Source organism: Halopenitus persicus, assembly GCF_002355635.1.
Taxonomy (GTDB): Archaea; Halobacteriota; Halobacteria; order Halobacteriales; family Haloferacaceae; genus Halopenitus; species Halopenitus persicus_A.
Map to the genome: position 1 here is coordinate 1641275 of NZ_AP017558.1, position 16245 is coordinate 1657519.

At 67.1% G+C, this 16245-nt stretch carries 13 protein-coding genes, 2 tRNA genes and 1 pseudogene; 11 read left to right on the forward strand and 5 right to left on the reverse strand.

What is annotated here, in order from left to right; genetic code table 11:
- Positions 1-366: 366 nt before the first annotated feature.
- Positions 367-1035 (reverse strand): cysteine hydrolase family protein, encoded by a 669-nt coding sequence (locus CPZ00_RS07895; RefSeq protein WP_096390397.1) that lies wholly within the window; start codon positions 1033-1035, stop codon positions 367-369.
- Positions 1032-1901 (reverse strand): YqcI/YcgG family protein, encoded by an 870-nt coding sequence (locus CPZ00_RS07900; RefSeq protein WP_096391642.1) that lies wholly within the window; start codon positions 1899-1901, stop codon positions 1032-1034. The genes CPZ00_RS07895 and CPZ00_RS07900 overlap by 4 nt, the downstream gene beginning before the upstream one ends.
- A gap of 144 nt (positions 1902-2045) precedes the next feature.
- Here CPZ00_RS07900 and CPZ00_RS07905 point away from each other — a divergent pair, with 144 nt between their 5' ends.
- The 3 genes from CPZ00_RS07905 (at position 2046) to CPZ00_RS07915 (ending at position 4685) form a co-directional block, all read left to right on the forward strand.
- On the forward strand, positions 2046-3035 hold the full coding sequence (locus CPZ00_RS07905) for a tyrosine--tRNA ligase (RefSeq protein WP_096390398.1): 990 nt from the start codon (positions 2046-2048) through the stop codon (positions 3033-3035).
- 97 nt (positions 3036-3132) lie between these two features.
- The gene (gene eif1A / locus CPZ00_RS07910) at positions 3133-3420 is read left to right on the forward strand and encodes a translation initiation factor eIF-1A (protein WP_096390399.1); all 288 of its coding nucleotides are present in this window, start codon (positions 3133-3135) and stop codon (positions 3418-3420) included.
- 146 nt (positions 3421-3566) lie between these two features.
- Positions 3567-4685 (forward strand): lamin tail domain-containing protein, encoded by a 1119-nt coding sequence (locus tag CPZ00_RS07915; RefSeq protein WP_096390400.1) that lies wholly within the window; start codon positions 3567-3569, stop codon positions 4683-4685.
- A 48-nt stretch (positions 4686-4733) separates the two neighbouring features.
- Here CPZ00_RS07915 and CPZ00_RS07920 read toward each other — a convergent pair whose 3' ends face one another.
- Positions 4734-5087 carry a dihydroneopterin aldolase family protein gene (locus tag CPZ00_RS07920; RefSeq protein ID WP_096390401.1) on the reverse strand — a complete coding sequence of 118 codons (354 nt, stop codon included), beginning with the start codon at positions 5085-5087 and terminating at the stop codon, positions 4734-4736.
- Between the two features lie 206 nt (positions 5088-5293).
- Between CPZ00_RS07920 and CPZ00_RS07925 the strand changes: the two genes are divergently transcribed.
- The 4 genes from CPZ00_RS07925 to CPZ00_RS07940 all read left to right on the forward strand — a co-directional run bounded on the left by CPZ00_RS07925 (position 5294) and on the right by CPZ00_RS07940 (position 10615).
- Entirely contained in the window at positions 5294-5590 is a 297-nt protein-coding gene (locus CPZ00_RS07925; protein ID WP_096391643.1) for a DUF6432 family protein, read from the forward strand.
- 82 nt (positions 5591-5672) lie between these two features.
- Entirely contained in the window at positions 5673-6785 is a 1113-nt protein-coding gene (gene ygfZ / locus CPZ00_RS07930) for a CAF17-like 4Fe-4S cluster assembly/insertion protein YgfZ (RefSeq protein ID WP_096390402.1), read from the forward strand.
- A gap of 241 nt (positions 6786-7026) precedes the next feature.
- Positions 7027-8475, forward strand: a complete 1449-nt coding sequence (locus CPZ00_RS07935) for an ATPase domain-containing protein (RefSeq protein ID WP_096390403.1) — start codon at positions 7027-7029, stop codon at positions 8473-8475.
- Positions 8476-8485: 10 nt separating this feature from the next.
- Positions 8486-10615 carry a PAS domain S-box protein gene (locus CPZ00_RS07940; protein WP_096390404.1) on the forward strand — a complete coding sequence of 710 codons (2130 nt, stop codon included), beginning with the start codon at positions 8486-8488 and terminating at the stop codon, positions 10613-10615.
- On the opposite strand, the gene CPZ00_RS07945 is transcribed toward CPZ00_RS07940, so the two are convergent.
- Positions 10513-11598: a geranylgeranyl reductase family protein gene (locus tag CPZ00_RS07945; RefSeq protein WP_096390405.1), complete on the reverse strand. Its 1086-nt coding sequence runs from the start codon at positions 11596-11598 to the stop codon at positions 10513-10515. The genes CPZ00_RS07940 and CPZ00_RS07945 overlap by 103 nt on opposite strands.
- Positions 11599-11716: 118 nt before the next feature.
- Between CPZ00_RS07945 and CPZ00_RS07950 the strand changes: the two genes are divergently transcribed.
- Positions 11717-13795, forward strand: coding sequence for a DEAD/DEAH box helicase (locus CPZ00_RS07950; protein WP_096390406.1), 2079 nt, complete (start codon positions 11717-11719; stop codon positions 13793-13795).
- Between the two features lie 74 nt (positions 13796-13869).
- Positions 13870-13940, forward strand: a tRNA-Pro gene (locus tag CPZ00_RS07955).
- A 283-nt stretch (positions 13941-14223) separates the two neighbouring features.
- On the opposite strand, the gene CPZ00_RS15355 is transcribed toward CPZ00_RS07955, so the two are convergent.
- Positions 14224-14379 (reverse strand): hypothetical protein, encoded by a 156-nt coding sequence (locus CPZ00_RS15355; protein WP_157744210.1) that lies wholly within the window; start codon positions 14377-14379, stop codon positions 14224-14226.
- Positions 14380-14553: 174 nt separating this feature from the next.
- Here CPZ00_RS15355 and CPZ00_RS07965 point away from each other — a divergent pair.
- Both CPZ00_RS07965 and CPZ00_RS07970 read left to right on the forward strand, forming a co-directional pair.
- Positions 14554-14627, forward strand: a tRNA-Phe gene (locus tag CPZ00_RS07965).
- A 417-nt stretch (positions 14628-15044) separates the two neighbouring features.
- Positions 15045-16045, forward strand: a pseudogene (locus CPZ00_RS07970) (IS630 family transposase).
- The last annotated feature ends 200 nt before the right edge of the window (positions 16046-16245 follow it).

Sequence of the window (16245 nt, forward strand, 5' to 3'; positions counted from 1 at the left end):
AGCGATCGCCTCACCGAGTCCCCGGGCCGCCGCGGGACCAGCGGCGATTTCGCGCGTGGCACCGCCGTCGGCTGGGACGGCGGTTCCGGATGGAGTGGGGCCGGTCGGCGGGCGATCTCGTCGTGTGTATGGCCATCAGACGTCGGATTCGGCGGGCAGTGCGTCTCGGCGCCGGTCGTGGTCGTTCGTCGTGGATCCTCTGTGTCACCTCCGGCATCCATTCATTATCAAACGATTCGACCATTTCTCGGACCATATGTTTTCCTCAGACACTCTTTCCGCGTGATATCGTGATGAATAACGACTATATAAGCACATCCCTTAAACACCTATGATACTGAAATTCGATCGAATTCGTGACGGGAGTTAGGCGTCGTCGAGTCGGCGGTCGTCGACGCGCTCCCGAACCGACGCCGTCGTCTCGATCCGGGCGAACTCGCCGGCGAGGTGTGCTAGCGCGGTCCGGTGGACCAGGTCGGCGTCGAACCGTTCTTCGTCGCCCCGTTCCCCCTCGAGTTCGCGGTCGAAGCTCGCGGTCGCGTCCCGGACGACGGTCACCTCGAAGCCGCGATTCTCGGCCATCCGCGCCGTCGTCGAGACGCAGTGGTCGGTCGTGAGCCCGCAGACGACCAGCCGCCCGTAACCCCGCTCGGCGAGGAACTCCTCGAGGTCGGTCCCGACGAACGCGCCGTTGACCCGCTTGGTGACGAGGCGCTCGCGTTCGCCCTCGGCGGGTTCGAACCCCTCCTTGAACGCGAAACCCGAGCGATTGCCGCGGAGCGGCGAGTCCGGCTCCGTCGAGTCGTGGCGCACGTGGACGATCGGGAGGTCCGCCTCGCGCCAGGCTGCCAGCAGCGTCCGGGCGTTCGCCTCGGCGTCGGGGTTGTTGCGGTCGCCCCACCCGGGCTCGTCGAACCCGCGTTGGAAGTCGACGAGCACGAGGACGGGGTCGTCCGGCGTCTCGTCGGGGGTCTCGTCCGGCGTCTCGTCGGGGGTCTCGTCCTCCGATCCCGTTCCCCCCTGACTGCCGGTCATCGCGTCGCCTCCAGGGGAAGCGACGGAGTCAGCGGCTCGGCCTCGAGCAGGCGCGTCGATTTGGGATGGTCGCGGCTGATCGCGATCGGTGGCTCAGACGGGGCCTGGTTCTCGTCGGACGAGAGCATGTACTGCACCCACTCGCGGTCGCCCTCGTGGCCCCAGTCGCCGAGGTCGGCGTGGGGGCAGACGCCGTCGTAGTCGCCGAGCCGGTCCTGGATGATCTCGCGAGCGCGTTCCCCCTTTTCGGCGTCGGGGGTGACGTCCAACCCCTCGAAGAGGGCCCGCGGCTGGAAGGTGATCTCGAGGCCGATCGGACAGTATCGGCTTTTGCGCTCCTCATAAAAGGGCGCCCGGCACGTCGGGAAGATCGGTTCGCCGGCGAAGCAGAACTCCCAGTAGGGGTCGTCGGGGTCGACCGGGATGTCCTCCGGCCACGGTTCGGGGTCGTGAACGTGGAGGAACTGGAGGACGTTCCAGAGGCGCTCGTGGTACGCCGCCTCCGACAGCGAGCCCGCCGGTGGCTTGAAGAACGTCACCAGCGAGGCGTGGTCGTCGTACTCCCGGTAGACGTCGAGGTATGCCTGCAGCGTTCGCCCGAGCTCCAGCAGCGCTCCCGGGTCGGTCATCGATTCGACGGCAGTATATAAGGGTGCGCCGGCCTCGACCGACCGTACGCCGAAGTAACACGGGAACGGGGACCCGTTCCGCTCGCCGAGCAGTCCCTCCCGAAACGTCCGCCAGTGGTCCGCCACCCAGGCGGGCGCGCTCCCGTCGTCGACGCGCGTCTCGATCGTCTCCTGGGTGTGCAGCCCGCCAACGATCGTCTCCTGGGTGTGTGGCCCGCCAACGATCGGGTCGCTCATACGCTCCGGTCCGGGACCGACGTACTTCCGTCCATCGGCGAGTCCCGGATCGTTGGACGCCCGATCACGGTCGAGCGGGCGCCGATGGCTGCGCACGAACGCGCTTTCAGAAGGCATATCCGAACGGTCCTCAACCGAGCGTATATGGACGCCTACGAGCTGATCACCCGGAACGCCGCCGAGGTGGTCACGGAGGAGGAGATCGAGACGCTGGCCGACGCCCCCGAGGGGAAGCGGGCGTACGTCGGCTACGAGCCCTCGGGCGTCCTCCACATCGGGCACATGCTCACCGCGAACAAGCTGATCGACCTCCAGGAGGCCGGCTTCGAGGTCACCGTCCTCCTGGCGGACGTTCACGCCTACCTGAACGACAAGGGCTCCTTCGAGGAGATCCGCCGGACCGCCGAGCGGATGCGCGACCAGTTCATCGCCTACGGCCTCGACGCCGACCGGACGCAGTTCGTGCTCGGGTCGGACTTCCAGCTCGAGGACGATTACACCCTGGACCTGCACGCGCTGGAGCTCGAGACCACCCTCGCGCGCGCCGAGCGGGCGATGGCCGAGATCAAGTCCGGCGACTCGGTGAAGGTCTCCCAGGCCGTCTACCCGCTGATGCAGGCGCTCGACATCCCGTACCTCGGCGTCGACCTGGCGGTCGGCGGGATGGAACAGCGGAAGGTCCATATGCTCGCGCGGGACGTGCTCCCGAGCATCGATCGGAAACCCCCGACGAGCCTGCACACGCCGCTCATCGCCGACCTGGCCTCCGGGATCGGGAAGATGTCCTCGAGCACCGGCGTCACGATCTCGATGGAGGACTCGACCGCGGAGATCGAGGAGAAGGTGAACAAGGCGTACTGTCCGCCCACTGCCGACCCCGACCCCGACGACGAGGGCCGCGAGCGGGAGAACCCCGTCCTCCAGATCTTCGAGTACCACGTCTTCCCCCGCTTCGACAGCGTCGTGGTCGAGCGCCCCGACGAATACGGCGGCGACCTCGAGTACGAGGCGTACGACGCCCTCGAGGCCGACGTCGAGTCCGGCGAGCTCCACCCCGCGGACGCGAAATCCGCCCTCGCGAACGCGCTCGACCGGCTCATCGCGCCCGGCCGCGAGCAACTGCAGGACCAGTAAGGCTCGCCCGTCTGAGCATCCGCTGGGGCGTTCCCGTGCCGGCCACCGTCGGCCCGCGTCCGGCGGGTTTAAACCGTGACGGATCGAACCGGGGTCCATGAGCGACGACGGCGAGGGCCGACGTGACCTCAGAATGCCCGACGAGGACGAGGTGTTCGCCGAGGTCACGAACATGCTCGGAGCGAATCGCGTCACCGTTCGCTGTGCGGACGGGACGGAGCGGACCGCGCGCATCCCCGGCCGGATGCAAAAGCGCATCTGGATCCGCGAGGGCGACGTCGTTCTCGTGGAACCGTGGGACTGGCAGGACGAGAAGGCGGACATCACGTGGCGCTACGAGAAGAGCGAGGCCGACCAGCTGCGTGAGGAAGGCCACATCCGGTAGGACGCCGCGCTGCCGGCGGTTCGATCGCGGGTTTTCGGTCACCCACTCCCTTCCAGCCACGCGTCCGCGGTTCGACCGGCCGACCGCTCCCGAGCGCGTGCTCGAGGGAAACGGTTAGGGCGCTCCCGGCCGATCCTTCGGCCGTGATGCCCCCATCCCTGTCCGGCCCCGACCGACGCTCGTCGGGGGACGGGGACCGCGCGGAACTCGAGCTCGTGGTCGGGGCCGGCGTCCTCCTCGTCGTGGGGTTGCTCGCGGTCGCGACCATCGTCGGCGGTCCGGCGATCGCCGCGCTGCCGGCGGTGCCGAGCGCCGACGGTGACGCAGTCGACCGGCCCGCGACGACCGCGACGCCCGGCTTCGACCGCACCGCCGGCGCGACCGTGACGGTCATCGAGGTGGTCGACGGCGACACGATGCACGTCCGGCTCCCGGACGGGACCCGCGACACGATCCGGCTGCTGGGCGTCGACACGCCCGAGACGGGGACCGGATCGGTCTCGCCCGACGAGTGGGAGTCGATCCCCGACGACCCGGACGGGCGAGCGTGGCTTTCCCACTGGGCCGATCGGGCGACCGTCTACGCCGAGGACCGGCTCGCCGGCGAGGAGGTGTACATCGAGACCGACCCGACCGCGGACGCACGCGGGAGCTACGGCCGGCTGCTCGTCACCGTCTCACAGAACGAGACCACCGAGGTCTCGTTCAACCGCCGATTGCTCGAGAACGGCTATGCCCGGCTGTACGATACTCCCTTCACGGAGCGGTCGGCCTACCGGTCGGCGGAGGCGGCCGCCCGCGAGGCCGGCATCGGCGTCTGGGGATACGAGGAGGGTGCCGGGGCGAACGCGACGGCGGACGGAACGGCCGCGTCGGGCGACGAAACCACCACGTCGGGGAGCGGGACCGACGCCGCTGCGACCGCCGTCGGCCCGGACGGGGTCGCGGTCGCGGACGTCACCGCGGACGCCCCCGGCAACGACCACGAGAACTTGAATGGCGAATCGATCACCCTCGAGAATCGCGGCGAGGAGCCGGTCTCGCTGGATGGGTGGACGCTCTCCGATGCGGCCGGGAAAACGTACGCGTTTCCCGAGGGGTTCGTCCTCGAACCCGGCGATCGGGTGACCGTCCACTCGGGCGCGGGCACGGACACCGGAACCGAACTGTACTGGAACGCCGGCTCGGCCGTCTGGAACAACGGTGACGACACCGTGATCGTGCGGGACGCGGCAGGCGAAACGCGGATCGCGTACGAGTACTGAGGCCGCGTCCGCCGTTTTCCGGTCACTCCTCGCTTCCGCCCGTTCCCGTCACTCCTCGCTCCCGTCTTCGACCTCGACGAGCGTCATCAGGGGGTAGCCGTCCGCCATCTCCATGCGCGTCCGCACGGTCACGTCCTCGTAGTCGATCCGCATCGTGACGTCCATCAGCGACCCCGTCAGCTCGGCGTAGCCGTTCCCGTGGTCGATCGCCTCCCTGACGCGGTCGTCGTGGATCGTGACCGTCACCGACTCGCAGAACGGCTGGTTCTCGATGGCCTCGGCCATCGCGCGCTCGAGGCTGCGCGTGCTCGTCGGGCTGACGGGCGTGCCGGCGAACTGGTGGTATAGCGACCCGAACTTGATCCCGGCCTCGAAGCAGGCCTGCTGGGCGTCGGTGGGCATTGCTCCGTCCCTCGTCCGCTCGGGATTTATAAACCCTGGTCTATGGACGGACGTGGACGGACGTGGACGGACGTGGACGGGCGCGGACGGACGTGGACGGGCGCGGACGGACGTGGATGGGCGCGGACGGACGTGGACGGACCCGAACGATCGCAGTGGCGATGACCGCCGGTACACGTAAACCCGATCCGACCGTTGGCTCCGATATGGCAGCGAAGCCGGCGTATCGCGACCGGCCGGAGGTCGAGGTCGCGATCCTCGACGCCCTCGTCGACCGCAGGGAGGAGGGGATGACGGTGTTCGAGCTCCGGACCGCCGTCGACGCCGACATCGACCGGATCGAGGCGGCGCTCGGAGAACTGAAGGACGACGACCTGATCACCGTCGACCAGGCCGAGTCGCGCCTGCGCGTGTACCCCCACGACCGCGTCGTCCCCGACTCGACGCCGGAGCCGGACGACCCGGGGATCCTCGACCGGCTCCGATCGAAACTCGGACTGTGAGGGCGCGTTTCCCGCCAGTCGTCGAACCGTGGGTCGCCCCCGGTTCACGGCGCTTTTCACCCCGCGCCGACTCCGGATCGGTATGACGCTCGTCAGTGACGCCCACGCGGACCACGGGGCCGCCTTCGTCGACCGCGGCGGCCGCGAGGTCGTCGACCACTACGGCCGCCCGGACAGCGTCGGGCGGGCGGTCCGGAACGGGGTCGGGACGATCGAGATGGGCTACGGGATCGTGGTCGTGACCGGCGACGACCGGGTCGCGTTCGTCGACGACGCCGTCTCGAACGCCGTCCCCCGGACCGACGGGGAGGGCGTCTACGCGCTCCTGCTCGACCCCCAGGGCGGGATCGAGACGGACATGTACGTCTACAACGCCGGCGAGCGCCTGCTGGTGTTCACCCCGCCGGACCAGGCCGCGCCCCTCGTCGAGCACTGGAGCGAGAACGTCTTCATCCAGGACGTCGCGATCCGCGAGGCGACCACGGAGTTCGGCGTCTTCGGGGTCCACGGGCCGACCGCGACCGAGAAGATCGCCTCGGTCCTCAACGGTGCCGGATCGCCGGAGCCCGCGCTCTCGTTCGTCCGTGGCACGATGGTCGACGCCGGCGTGACGGTGATCGCCAGCGACGCCCCCCTCGGCGAGGAGGGGTACGAGGTGATCTGCGCGGCCGACGACGCCCCCGAGGTCTTCGACACGCTGCTCGTCCGCGGACTCAACTCGGCACCGTTCGGCTACCGGACGTGGGACGCGTTGACGCTCGAGGCCGGGACGCCGCTGTTCGAATACGAACTCGACGGTCGGATTCCCAACGTCGCGGGTATCCGCAACGCGCTCGACTTCGAGAAGGGCTGTTACGTCGGCCAGGAGGTCGTCTCACGCGTGGAGAACCAGGGACGACCGAGCCGTCGGCTGGTCGGACTCGTCCTCGAGGAAGGGGACGATCACGAACCGCTCCCGGAAGCCGGCGCGGCGATCGTCGACGGTGACGCCGCCATCGGCGAGGTCACGCGCGCGGTCGCGAGCCCGTCGCTGGACGCTCCGATCGCCTTCGGACTCGTCGCGTTCGAGGCACTCGCCCCCGGCCAGTCCGTGGCGGTCCGGATCGATGGCACGGACGTCCCGGCGCGTCGCGTCGCGCTCCCGTTCCAGGACGGAAGCGCTCGGTCGGCCCGGGTCCCGACGTATCCCGAGTGAGGGTGGCAGGGTCCCCGCCGCCACGCCGCGGCTTCCGTTCGAGGCGCCTCGACAGGCCTCAGCCCGGGCGCCTCGACTAGCCTCGGCCGGCTCGGTCCTCTTTCGGGATCGTCCCCGGCATCCGGGCTCGACGGAAACCCCGTTCGGGGAACGACCGTCACGAATTCCGTTACTATGACAAACACTTCTCGACGGAGTACGGGGAATACCTTGATTATCCTCCCGGCTCTCCGTCTAGGAAATGGCCAGTCTCTCACGAGTGGAGACGGGAGTCGAGGGACTCGATCGCGTGCTTTTCGGTGGACTACGGTCGGGACGGTCCTATATGCTCCGGGGCGGGCCGGGCACCGGGAAGACGATACTTGGAGTGCACTTCCTGACGACCGGCGTCGCGGCGGGCGAGTCGACGCTGTTCGTGAACTTCGAGGAACCGACCGAGCACGTTCGGGAGAACCTCTCGTCGCTCGGGTTCGACCTCTCCGACGTCTCCTTTCTCGACCTCACCGCGGACGCCGGCTCCTTCACCGAGGACCGGACCTACGGCCTGTTCGGTCCCGAGGAGACCGAGGCCGGCCGGATCGCCGACCGGATCTCCGAGGCGGTCGACCGCGTCGAGCCGGACCGGGTGTTCGTCGACCCGCTCACGCAGTTCCGACAGCTGGTTTCCGACGACACCGCCTTCCGGCGCGAGGCGACCGCGTTTATGCGCTATCTCACGGACTCCGGCGCGACCGTTCTCTTCACGACCCAGTCGACCCCGGATCGGTCCGTCGACGACCTCGAGTACCTCTGTGACGGCAGCATTCGGCTCGGCCACGGCGAGACCGGACGGACGCTCGAGGTGACGAAGTTCCGCGGTTCCGACTTCCAGGCTGGCACCCATACCGCACGGATCACCGACGACGGACTCCGGGTGTATCCCCGGCTCGAACCGGAGATACACGCTCGGGAGTTCACGGCCGATACCGTCTCCTCGGGTGTCGACGCGCTCGATTCGTTGCTTTCCGGCGGGATCGAACGAGGAACCGTGTCGGTGATATCCGGGCCCAGCGGCGTCGGCAAGACGACGACCGGGTCCCACTTCATGAAGGAGGCGGCCACCCGTGGCGAACGGTCGGTCATCTACATGTTCGAGGAGTCGACGGCGACCTTCCGCCACCGCTCGCGCACGATCGGGGTGCCGGTCGACGAGATGATCGACGAGGGCTCGCTCGCGGTCGAGGAAGTGGAGCCGCTGTCGGTCTCCCCGGACGAGTTCGCGGCGCAGGTTCGGACCGAAGTCGAGGAACGCGACGCCCGCGTCGTGATGCTCGACGGGATCTCCGGCTATCGGCTCTCGCTGCGTGGCGCGGAGGACGACCTGGTCCGGGAGCTGCACGCGCTGTGTCGCTATCTTCGGAACATGGGCGTCACCGTGATCCTCGTGGACGACGTCGGCACCGTTACCGGCGAGTTCACGCCGACGAGTTCCCGTATCAGCTATCTCGCCGACACCATCCTCTTTCTGCGCTACATCGAGGTCGCCGGCGAGCTCCGGAAGGCGGCCGGCGTGTTGAAGAAACGTGCCAGCGACTTCGAGCGGACGCTTCGGGAGTTCGCGATCACGAACGAGGGGATCGTCCTGGGGGACCCGCTGACCGGACTCCGCGGGATCCTGACCGGAACGCCCGACTTCGTCGAGGACGACTGATCGCCGGCCGATGACCGACGACGCTCCGACGAACGACTCCGGGCTCGGGTGGTCCTCCGAGCGGCAGGTACGTCCAGAGGCCGACGGCGGTGCGAACTCGGGGGCCGACGACGGTGCGAACCCGGAGCAACCGCCCGTGTTCGGACTCGCCGCCGAGCGGTCCGGCCTCGGCCCGACCGACGGGTCCCGCCGCCCGCGGGTGGCGTGTTGTCTCACCCGCGACGGCCACGAGCGACTGCTCACCGAGTGGCTCGAGGCACACGGCTATGACCCGGTTCGGATCGACGCGTCCGGCGTTGGGAACGCCCGATTCGACCTCTGTATCGTCGACCGCCACACGCTCGCGGACGTTCGCGCTCCGCTCCTCGACCGCCGGCAACGGTCGCAGGCGCTGCTGCCGGTGTTGTTGCTCACGCCCGGCGGCACCGGCGAGACGCTGGCCGCGCTGCCGGCCCCGCTCGCGGCCGTCGTCACCGACGTCGTCTCGACGCCGCTTCGGACGCCGATCCTCGAACGCCGCATCGAGAGCGCGCTCCATACACGTCGGCTCTCCCGCGATCTGGCCGGAAGCCGGGAACGCTATCGCCGGCTCGTCGAGCACACGCCCGCGGCGGTCTTTCTCGTCACCGAGGGAACGATCACCTACGCCAACGCCGCCGCCGAGCGGATTCTCGGCGCCCAGTCCGGCGGACTTCGCGGCGAGTCGTTCGTCGCGTTCGTCCTTCCTGACGACCGGAACCGCGTCGGGGAGCTCATCGAGTCGATGGCGCCCGGCTCGTCGATCGAGTTCGTCGACGTCGACCTCCAGCGCAACGACTACGCCATCCCGACCGAACTCGCCGTGGCTCGCGTCGACGACGGGACGGTGGACGCGTCCGAGCCCGGCGGAACCGACGCCGGCGCTGCCCGCCGGTCGCCGGGGCACACCGTCCAGATCGTCGCCCACGACGTCTCGCGGCGGCAGGCTCGCGAGGATCAGCTCAAGCTCTACCGTCGAGCGATGGACGCCGCGACGGTCGGGATCTCCATTACCAACCCGTCGTTGCCCGACAACCCGCTCATCTACGTCAACGACGAGTTCGAACGGATCACCGGCCGATCGCGGGAGGAGGTGCTCGGGCGCAATCCGCGGATCCTGCAGACGGAGCACACCGACCCCACAACGGTCGCCCGGATCCGGTCGGCCGTCCAGGCCGGCGAGCCCGTCTCGGTGGAGATCCGGAACGGTCGCCCGGACGGGTCGGAGTGGTACAACCAGCTCGACATCACGCCCATCGAGGGCGCCGACGGCGAGGTCGAGTACTTCCTCGGATTCCAGCGCGACGTGACCGACCGCCACGAGCGCGAACAGCGGCTCGCGGTGCTCGACCGCGTCCTTCGCCACAACCTCCGCAACCGACTCAACGTCGTCACGGGCCACGCCGCCGAGATCGAGGCGGAGAACGGCGACGCGGCGGAGCACGCGGCGGCGATCCGGAACGCGGCCGAGAGCCTGATCGGGCTCTCCGACGCTGCCCGTCGGTTCCGGTCGGCGATGCGTGATGATGCCCCCCTCGAGCGCGTCCGGCTCGATCGGCTCCTTGCGGATCTGCTCGAAACGATGGTCGAGACCGACTCGAACGTGACGATCCACCGCGATCTCGTTCCCGCAACGGTCCGGTCGAACGGCGGGCTCCAGCTCGCGATCGAGGAGGTCGTGACGAACGCGATCAAACACGCCGACCGCGACCCCGAGATCGCAGTCACGCTCCGCATCGAGGGGGACGAGGCGGTTCTCAGCGTCGCGGACAACGGCCCCGGTATCCCCCCGCCGAACGGAAGGCGCTCGAAGGCACCGCGGAGACCCCGACCGAACACAGTTCGGGGCTCGGCCTGTGGCTCGTCCGCTGGGCCATCACCGACGTCGGCGGCGAGGTCGGCTACGCCGACAACGATCCCCGCGGCGCAGTCATTACGCTCCGGCTCCCGTTCCTCCAGGGGTCGACGACCGCTGCGGGCGATCGCTGAGGGCGACGCAGCGGAGACCTGCTCGCGGGATCAGGAAAACAGCCGCCGGAACTGCTCGCGAGAGAAGAAGGACGACGGGCGGTCCATATGGACGCCGATCTCCCCCGAGAGCGCGCGAAGCCCGACGCGCTGAACCGGCTCGGGCAGCGAGTAACACGCCCGGATCAGCTTCCCCAGCCGGATCTCCGTGGCCAGCTCCGTCCGCCACCCCGCCTCGTAGTCGGCGAGCGTGGCCGGATCCGTCGGATCGATCCGGTCGGCGGCGACGTCGGCGGCGGTCATCCCGTAGAGGATCCCGCCGCCGGTGAACGGCTTCGTCTGGGCGGCCGCGTCGCCGATCAGGAACGCTCGATCGCTCGTGACCGTCCCGGGCGGGCCGATCGGGATGGCGCCCGAGCAGAACCGGTCGGTCTCCACGTCGTAGGCGCCCGTCAGCGCGTCGAACAGCGCGGTGACGTCCTCGCCCGGCGGGGCGGCGAGGCCGTACTCGACGCCCGCCTCGCCGCGGGGGATCCGCCAGGCGAAGAAGGTGGGCGCGGTGAGGTGAACGTCGACGAAGTCGCCGTCGTCGGGCGCGTCGTCGAACGCGAGCACGCCGTGGAGCGTCTCCGCGGGCTCGGGTAATCCCAGCGATCGGCGCACCCGGGAGACGGGGCCGTCGCAGCCGGCCACCATCCGCGCCTCGATGGTCTCCGTCGTGTGCTCATCGTCCGCGGCGACCGTCAACACGACCCGGTCGTCGTGCTCCTCGATCCCCGTCACCGTGTGGCCCTCGCGGACGTCGGCGCCGGCTTCCCGGGCGCACTCGGCCAGCGTTCGGTCGAGCGCGACCCGGTCGATCACGTTGGAGACCGCCTCGCGCTTATAAAATGGGTAGGACCGAGACCCCGGCCCGCCGACGTGGAAGCGCGCGCCACGGACCCGGTTCTGGCGGAGATCGTTCTCGGCGCCCTCCGGGAGATACTCCCAGATGTCGGTGGAGACGTGGCCCGAGCAGGCCAGCGGGGTGCCGATCTCGCCCTTCTCGAGGGCGATGACGTCGCGGCCGGCTTCGGCGGCCCGACGGGCGAACCGCGCGCCGGCGGGACCGACGCCGACGACGGCGAAGTCGTACATACGTCGGGGGACGGCGTCCGTGCCCAAAGGGCTTTCTCGTCGATGTGGGGATGATTCCCCTCGAGACGAACCCCCGAAGACGAACCGCTGAAGTACCCCGATCGCCTACGCGCCGGTAGTGTCACAGCAGCAGGCCGAGGTCGACACGCTGTTCCTCCACGAGGCGCGGAGTCACTACGTCGTGGCGGCGATCCGGGACGGATCGCGCGTCCTCCACGGGCGATTGGAGCTCAAGGACACCGACGCGGGCCCCCGGCCGGGGAAGTTTCACGCGATCCGGGGCGATGACGCCGAGCCGCGGCGCCCGGAGGAGTTCGTCGACCTGGCGCGGGCCGCCTCCCGGATCCGGATCTCCCAGCAGACCTCACCCGAGGGACGCACGCGCCTTCGAGCGGCCCTCGACGGCTACCAGCTCGAGGCGGCGGTGGTTCGCACCTGCCGCCGGTGTGCAAGCGACGGTCGCTACTCGCCGATCACCGAGGACACGGCCATCGTCCACAACGACGAGCACATCTGTCCGGACTGTGCCAGACGCGAGCTCGACCGCGAGCTCTCCTTCGCCAGCGGCGTCGGCGGGACGAACGGCGGCGGCTTCACCGGCGCCGCCGAGGACCGCCTCGAGGAGCTGCTGCTCGAGGTCCAGGACCTCGACCGGATCGCAAACCTGCTGTCGGGCGGGCTCGACCCCGACCTCACCAAATACGACGAGGTCTCCGCGACCGTCGACGACGTGACCCCGGTCCGGACCGCCGACCTCGATCTCCACCCGAAACTGGCTGACCGGGTCGAGTCCCGGTTCGAGGAGCTGCTCCCGGTCCAGAGTCTCTCCGTCCGCAACGGCCTGCTCGAGGGCGACGACCAGCTCGTCGTGAGCGCCACCGCGACCGGCAAGACGCTCGTCGGCGAGCTAGCCGGCATCGACCGCGCATTAAAAGGCGAGGGGACGCTGCTGTTTCTCGTCCCGCTCGTCGCGCTGGCCAACCAGAAACACGAGGACTTCCAGGACCGGTACGGCGACGTCCTCGACGTTTCGATCCGCGTGGGATCCTCGCGGATCGACGACGACGGCACCCGCTTCGACCCGAACGCGGACGTGATCGTCGGCACCTACGAGGGGATCGACCACGCGCTCCGGACCGGCAAGGACCTCGGCGACGTCGGGACGGTCGTCATCGACGAGGTCCACACGCTCAAGGAGGGCGAGCGCGGGCATCGCCTCGACGGGCTCATCTCGCGGCTGAAATACTACAGCGAGCGACGCGTCGCCGCCCGTGACTCCTACGACGGCGCCCAGTGGATCTACCTGTCGGCGACCGTCGGGAACCCCGAGTGGCTCGCCGGCCAGTTGGGCGCGACGCTCATCGAGTTCGAGGAGCGCCCCGTTCCGATCGAGCGCCACGTCACGTTCGCCGACGGCCGGGAGAAGACCCGGATCGAGAACAAACTCGTCAGACGTGAATTCGACCGGAAATCCTCGAAGGGCTACCGCGGGCAGACGATCGTCTTCACCAACTCCCGGCGGCGCTGTCACGAGATCAGCCGAAAGCTCGAGTACGACTCGGCCCCGTACCACGCCGGCCTCGATCACGGTCGGCGCAAGCAGGTCGAACGGCAGTTCCTCGACCAGGACCTCGCGGCGGTCGTCACCACGGCGGCGCTGGCGGCCGGGGTCGACTTTCCGGCCTCGCAGGTCGTCTTCGACTCGCTGGCGATGGGCATCGAGTGGCTCTCGGTCCAGGAGTTCTCCCAGATGCTCGGCCGGGCGGGCCGGCCCGACTATCACGACCGCGGGACGGTCTTCCTGCTGGTCGAGCCCGACTGCACCTACCACAACTCGATGGAGCGCACCGAGGACGAGGTGGCGTTCACGCTGTTGAAAGGCGAGATGGAGGACGTCGCCACGATCTACGACGAGACCGCCGCCGTCGAGGAGACGCTCGCGAACATCACGGTCGCCGGGAACCAGGCCAAACGCCTCAACGACCGGATGATCGGCGACGTCCCGACGAAACACGCCGTCGGCAAGCTGCTGGAGTGGGGGTTCATCGACGGCCTCGAGCCGACGCCGCTGGGCCGGGCAGTCACCCGCCACTTCCTCTCCCCGGACGAGGCGTTCCGCATCCTCGACGGCGTTCGGAAGGGCACCGATCCCTACGACCTCGTCGCCGAGCTCCAGCTGCGCGAGGACGACCGGTAGGGAACGAACCGGCCGGGACGGGAACTCTCCCCGAACGAAACCCTTTAGCGCGTCATCCGGGTAGTGGAGGATGCGGGGCCGTAGGGTAGTGGTATCCTCGCTGCCTTGGGTGCAGTGGACCTGAGTTCGACTCTCAGCGGCCCCACTTCCTTATTCGAAATCGTCGCACACGACGTGTTTGAGTTCTCCGTATAGGTCTGGATGATGTTCTTTGAGCACCTCCATATCCGTTTCAAGCTCGTCCGCTATTCTGCTTCTGACACGTGAAACCGTCTGGTACCGCTTCGATCCCGCCGTATTCGATCGGAGATGATCTCGCTCTGTTTCAGTAAGATGAGCAAGGCGAGTGCCTTAGGGTCGTTCGGACATCGGATACTTTCGTGATGACGAGACGCTTCGCGTCTCGAACCACTTGACTCTGAGGCGGTTCACCGTCGTCGGTCTTCAATCTCTCGAACTCCCGAGTAGCCGCGAAACGTGTCCGCGACCCATCGCCCGGCGGCGACGATCGCTCGCCCCGGACGTCGCCACCACGCCCCGGAATCCGCGGCAGCATCGTCGTTCGTGTTTTCGTTCGACGTCATTGCCCTGGAGTCATCGTTCCTGGACCGGCATAATTCTTCATCCGGTCGTGGATCGAACGCCGGAGCCGACGCGACGTCGTCCCTGATGGAACCAATACCGAGGGGTTCCGGTCGACGTCCCCGCGCCGTGTTTCGAAATCCTTTTGTCCCGAATCGGCCTTGGTTCGGATGCGAGCCGCCTTAGCTCAGATTGGGAGAGCACTCGACTGAAGATCGAGCTGTCCCCGGTTCAAATCCGGGAGGCGGCATCCTGTTACCGGTTCTTTCCTATTGACGGTACGGCGTAGGGATTCAGCCGTATATCGCCCTGTTTTCGCGGTGGGATTTGAACCGGTCACAGTACGCGCCCTCCGCCGTCTGGCACTTCGTTAGATTGGAAGCGCGGGACCTACTAAATTCTATCGATGTTTTGACAACTATTTTGACCTAAGCCCGTTGCGGTCAGCACATTCGCCCGTTGCTGATAGCAGATTCGGTCCAGGGGTCCAATCGTCGTTGCAGAACTACCGGGGCAGGAACGAAAATCCGACAGCATTTTTCTGCCGAAACGTCCTATGAGCCATTTACTTCCAACTTGGTTTGCATAAAGTGATAAGGGCCCGATGAGTACGGGTAGACTATAGTAATCGTTAGAACTTTCCGCTCAAAGGTTGTTACTATACTCAATGGATCATCTCGACGAGATCTCCGTCGAAGAACTCCAAGACGCCCTCAACAATATTGACGGAAACAAGCCGATTCAACGGTTGTTAGCGGCGATCGCGTACAAAAACGGTGTGACGCAGACCGAACTTGCAGAGTGGCATGACACCGGGCGAAGAACGATCTACAGCTGGTTGATGCGACTTGATACAGACGAACCGCTTGAGCAAGCTGTTTCCGATGCTCATCGATCTGGGAGAAAACGAAAGCTCTCAGAATCACAGCAAAAAGAGTTCGAACGAACTGTTTATGAACCACCCGAGGAAGTCGGGATCGACGCGCCGGCGTGGACACCGGCGCTCGTCCAAGATTTTCTCGAAGAAACCTACGGCGTTGAGTACTCTGCCCCGAGTTGTCGGCGGTTACTGAAAGAAGCTGGACTCAGCTATCAAAAACCTCGACGTACAGCCGCTGAATCTGAGGAATCCGACCAAGACGAGTTCTACGACGAGATCAAAAAAAGCGGCGGGAAATGGACGCCACAGTAGTGTGTATCGATCAAACCAAGAAATCAGTCCAGGTCGAGCCGCGTGCCGCGTGATTTCCGCGTGGCACGCGGCCCTCCGTCGAATTGTCCGGGTAGCGGGACTGGACGTGCTTGCTCGGCGCGATCACCGAGGATGGTGATCGGTTCTTCTCCCGATGTACAGAGTACATCACCGCAGATCACGCAAAACATTTCATTTTAGCACTCTGTGAAGAATTTGAAGATGATCTGATTATCGTTCTCGATGGTGCACCGTATTTCCAGGCGTCGGCCGTCACGGAGCTGGCGGCCCGTGACGACCTCGCCTTCGTGACGCTTCCCCCGTACTCACCGGAGTTGAACCCAGTCGAGGAATGCTGGAGACAGCTCCAAGCAGCCCTCAGCAACCGGTTCTTTGACTCACTCGACGAACTGACAACAGCGATCGACACCGCTCTTGATCAGATCTCGATCCCAAATGTGAGTAACTATTTCTAGTGACTACTATAGGATCGGAAGGCGAGTCTGACTACTTCGAGAGCCCTGCAGAACTCAGATCGTACGCACTTCAAGGGACGCACAAGGTCGCGCAAGCAATCTGGATCTACGAGCTCATCGACGCCTACCGGCTCCCTGATATTCCGCAAGAATGCCGAGAATGCGGAACGGCACTCATTGGCACCTGGGTCGGGCATCCA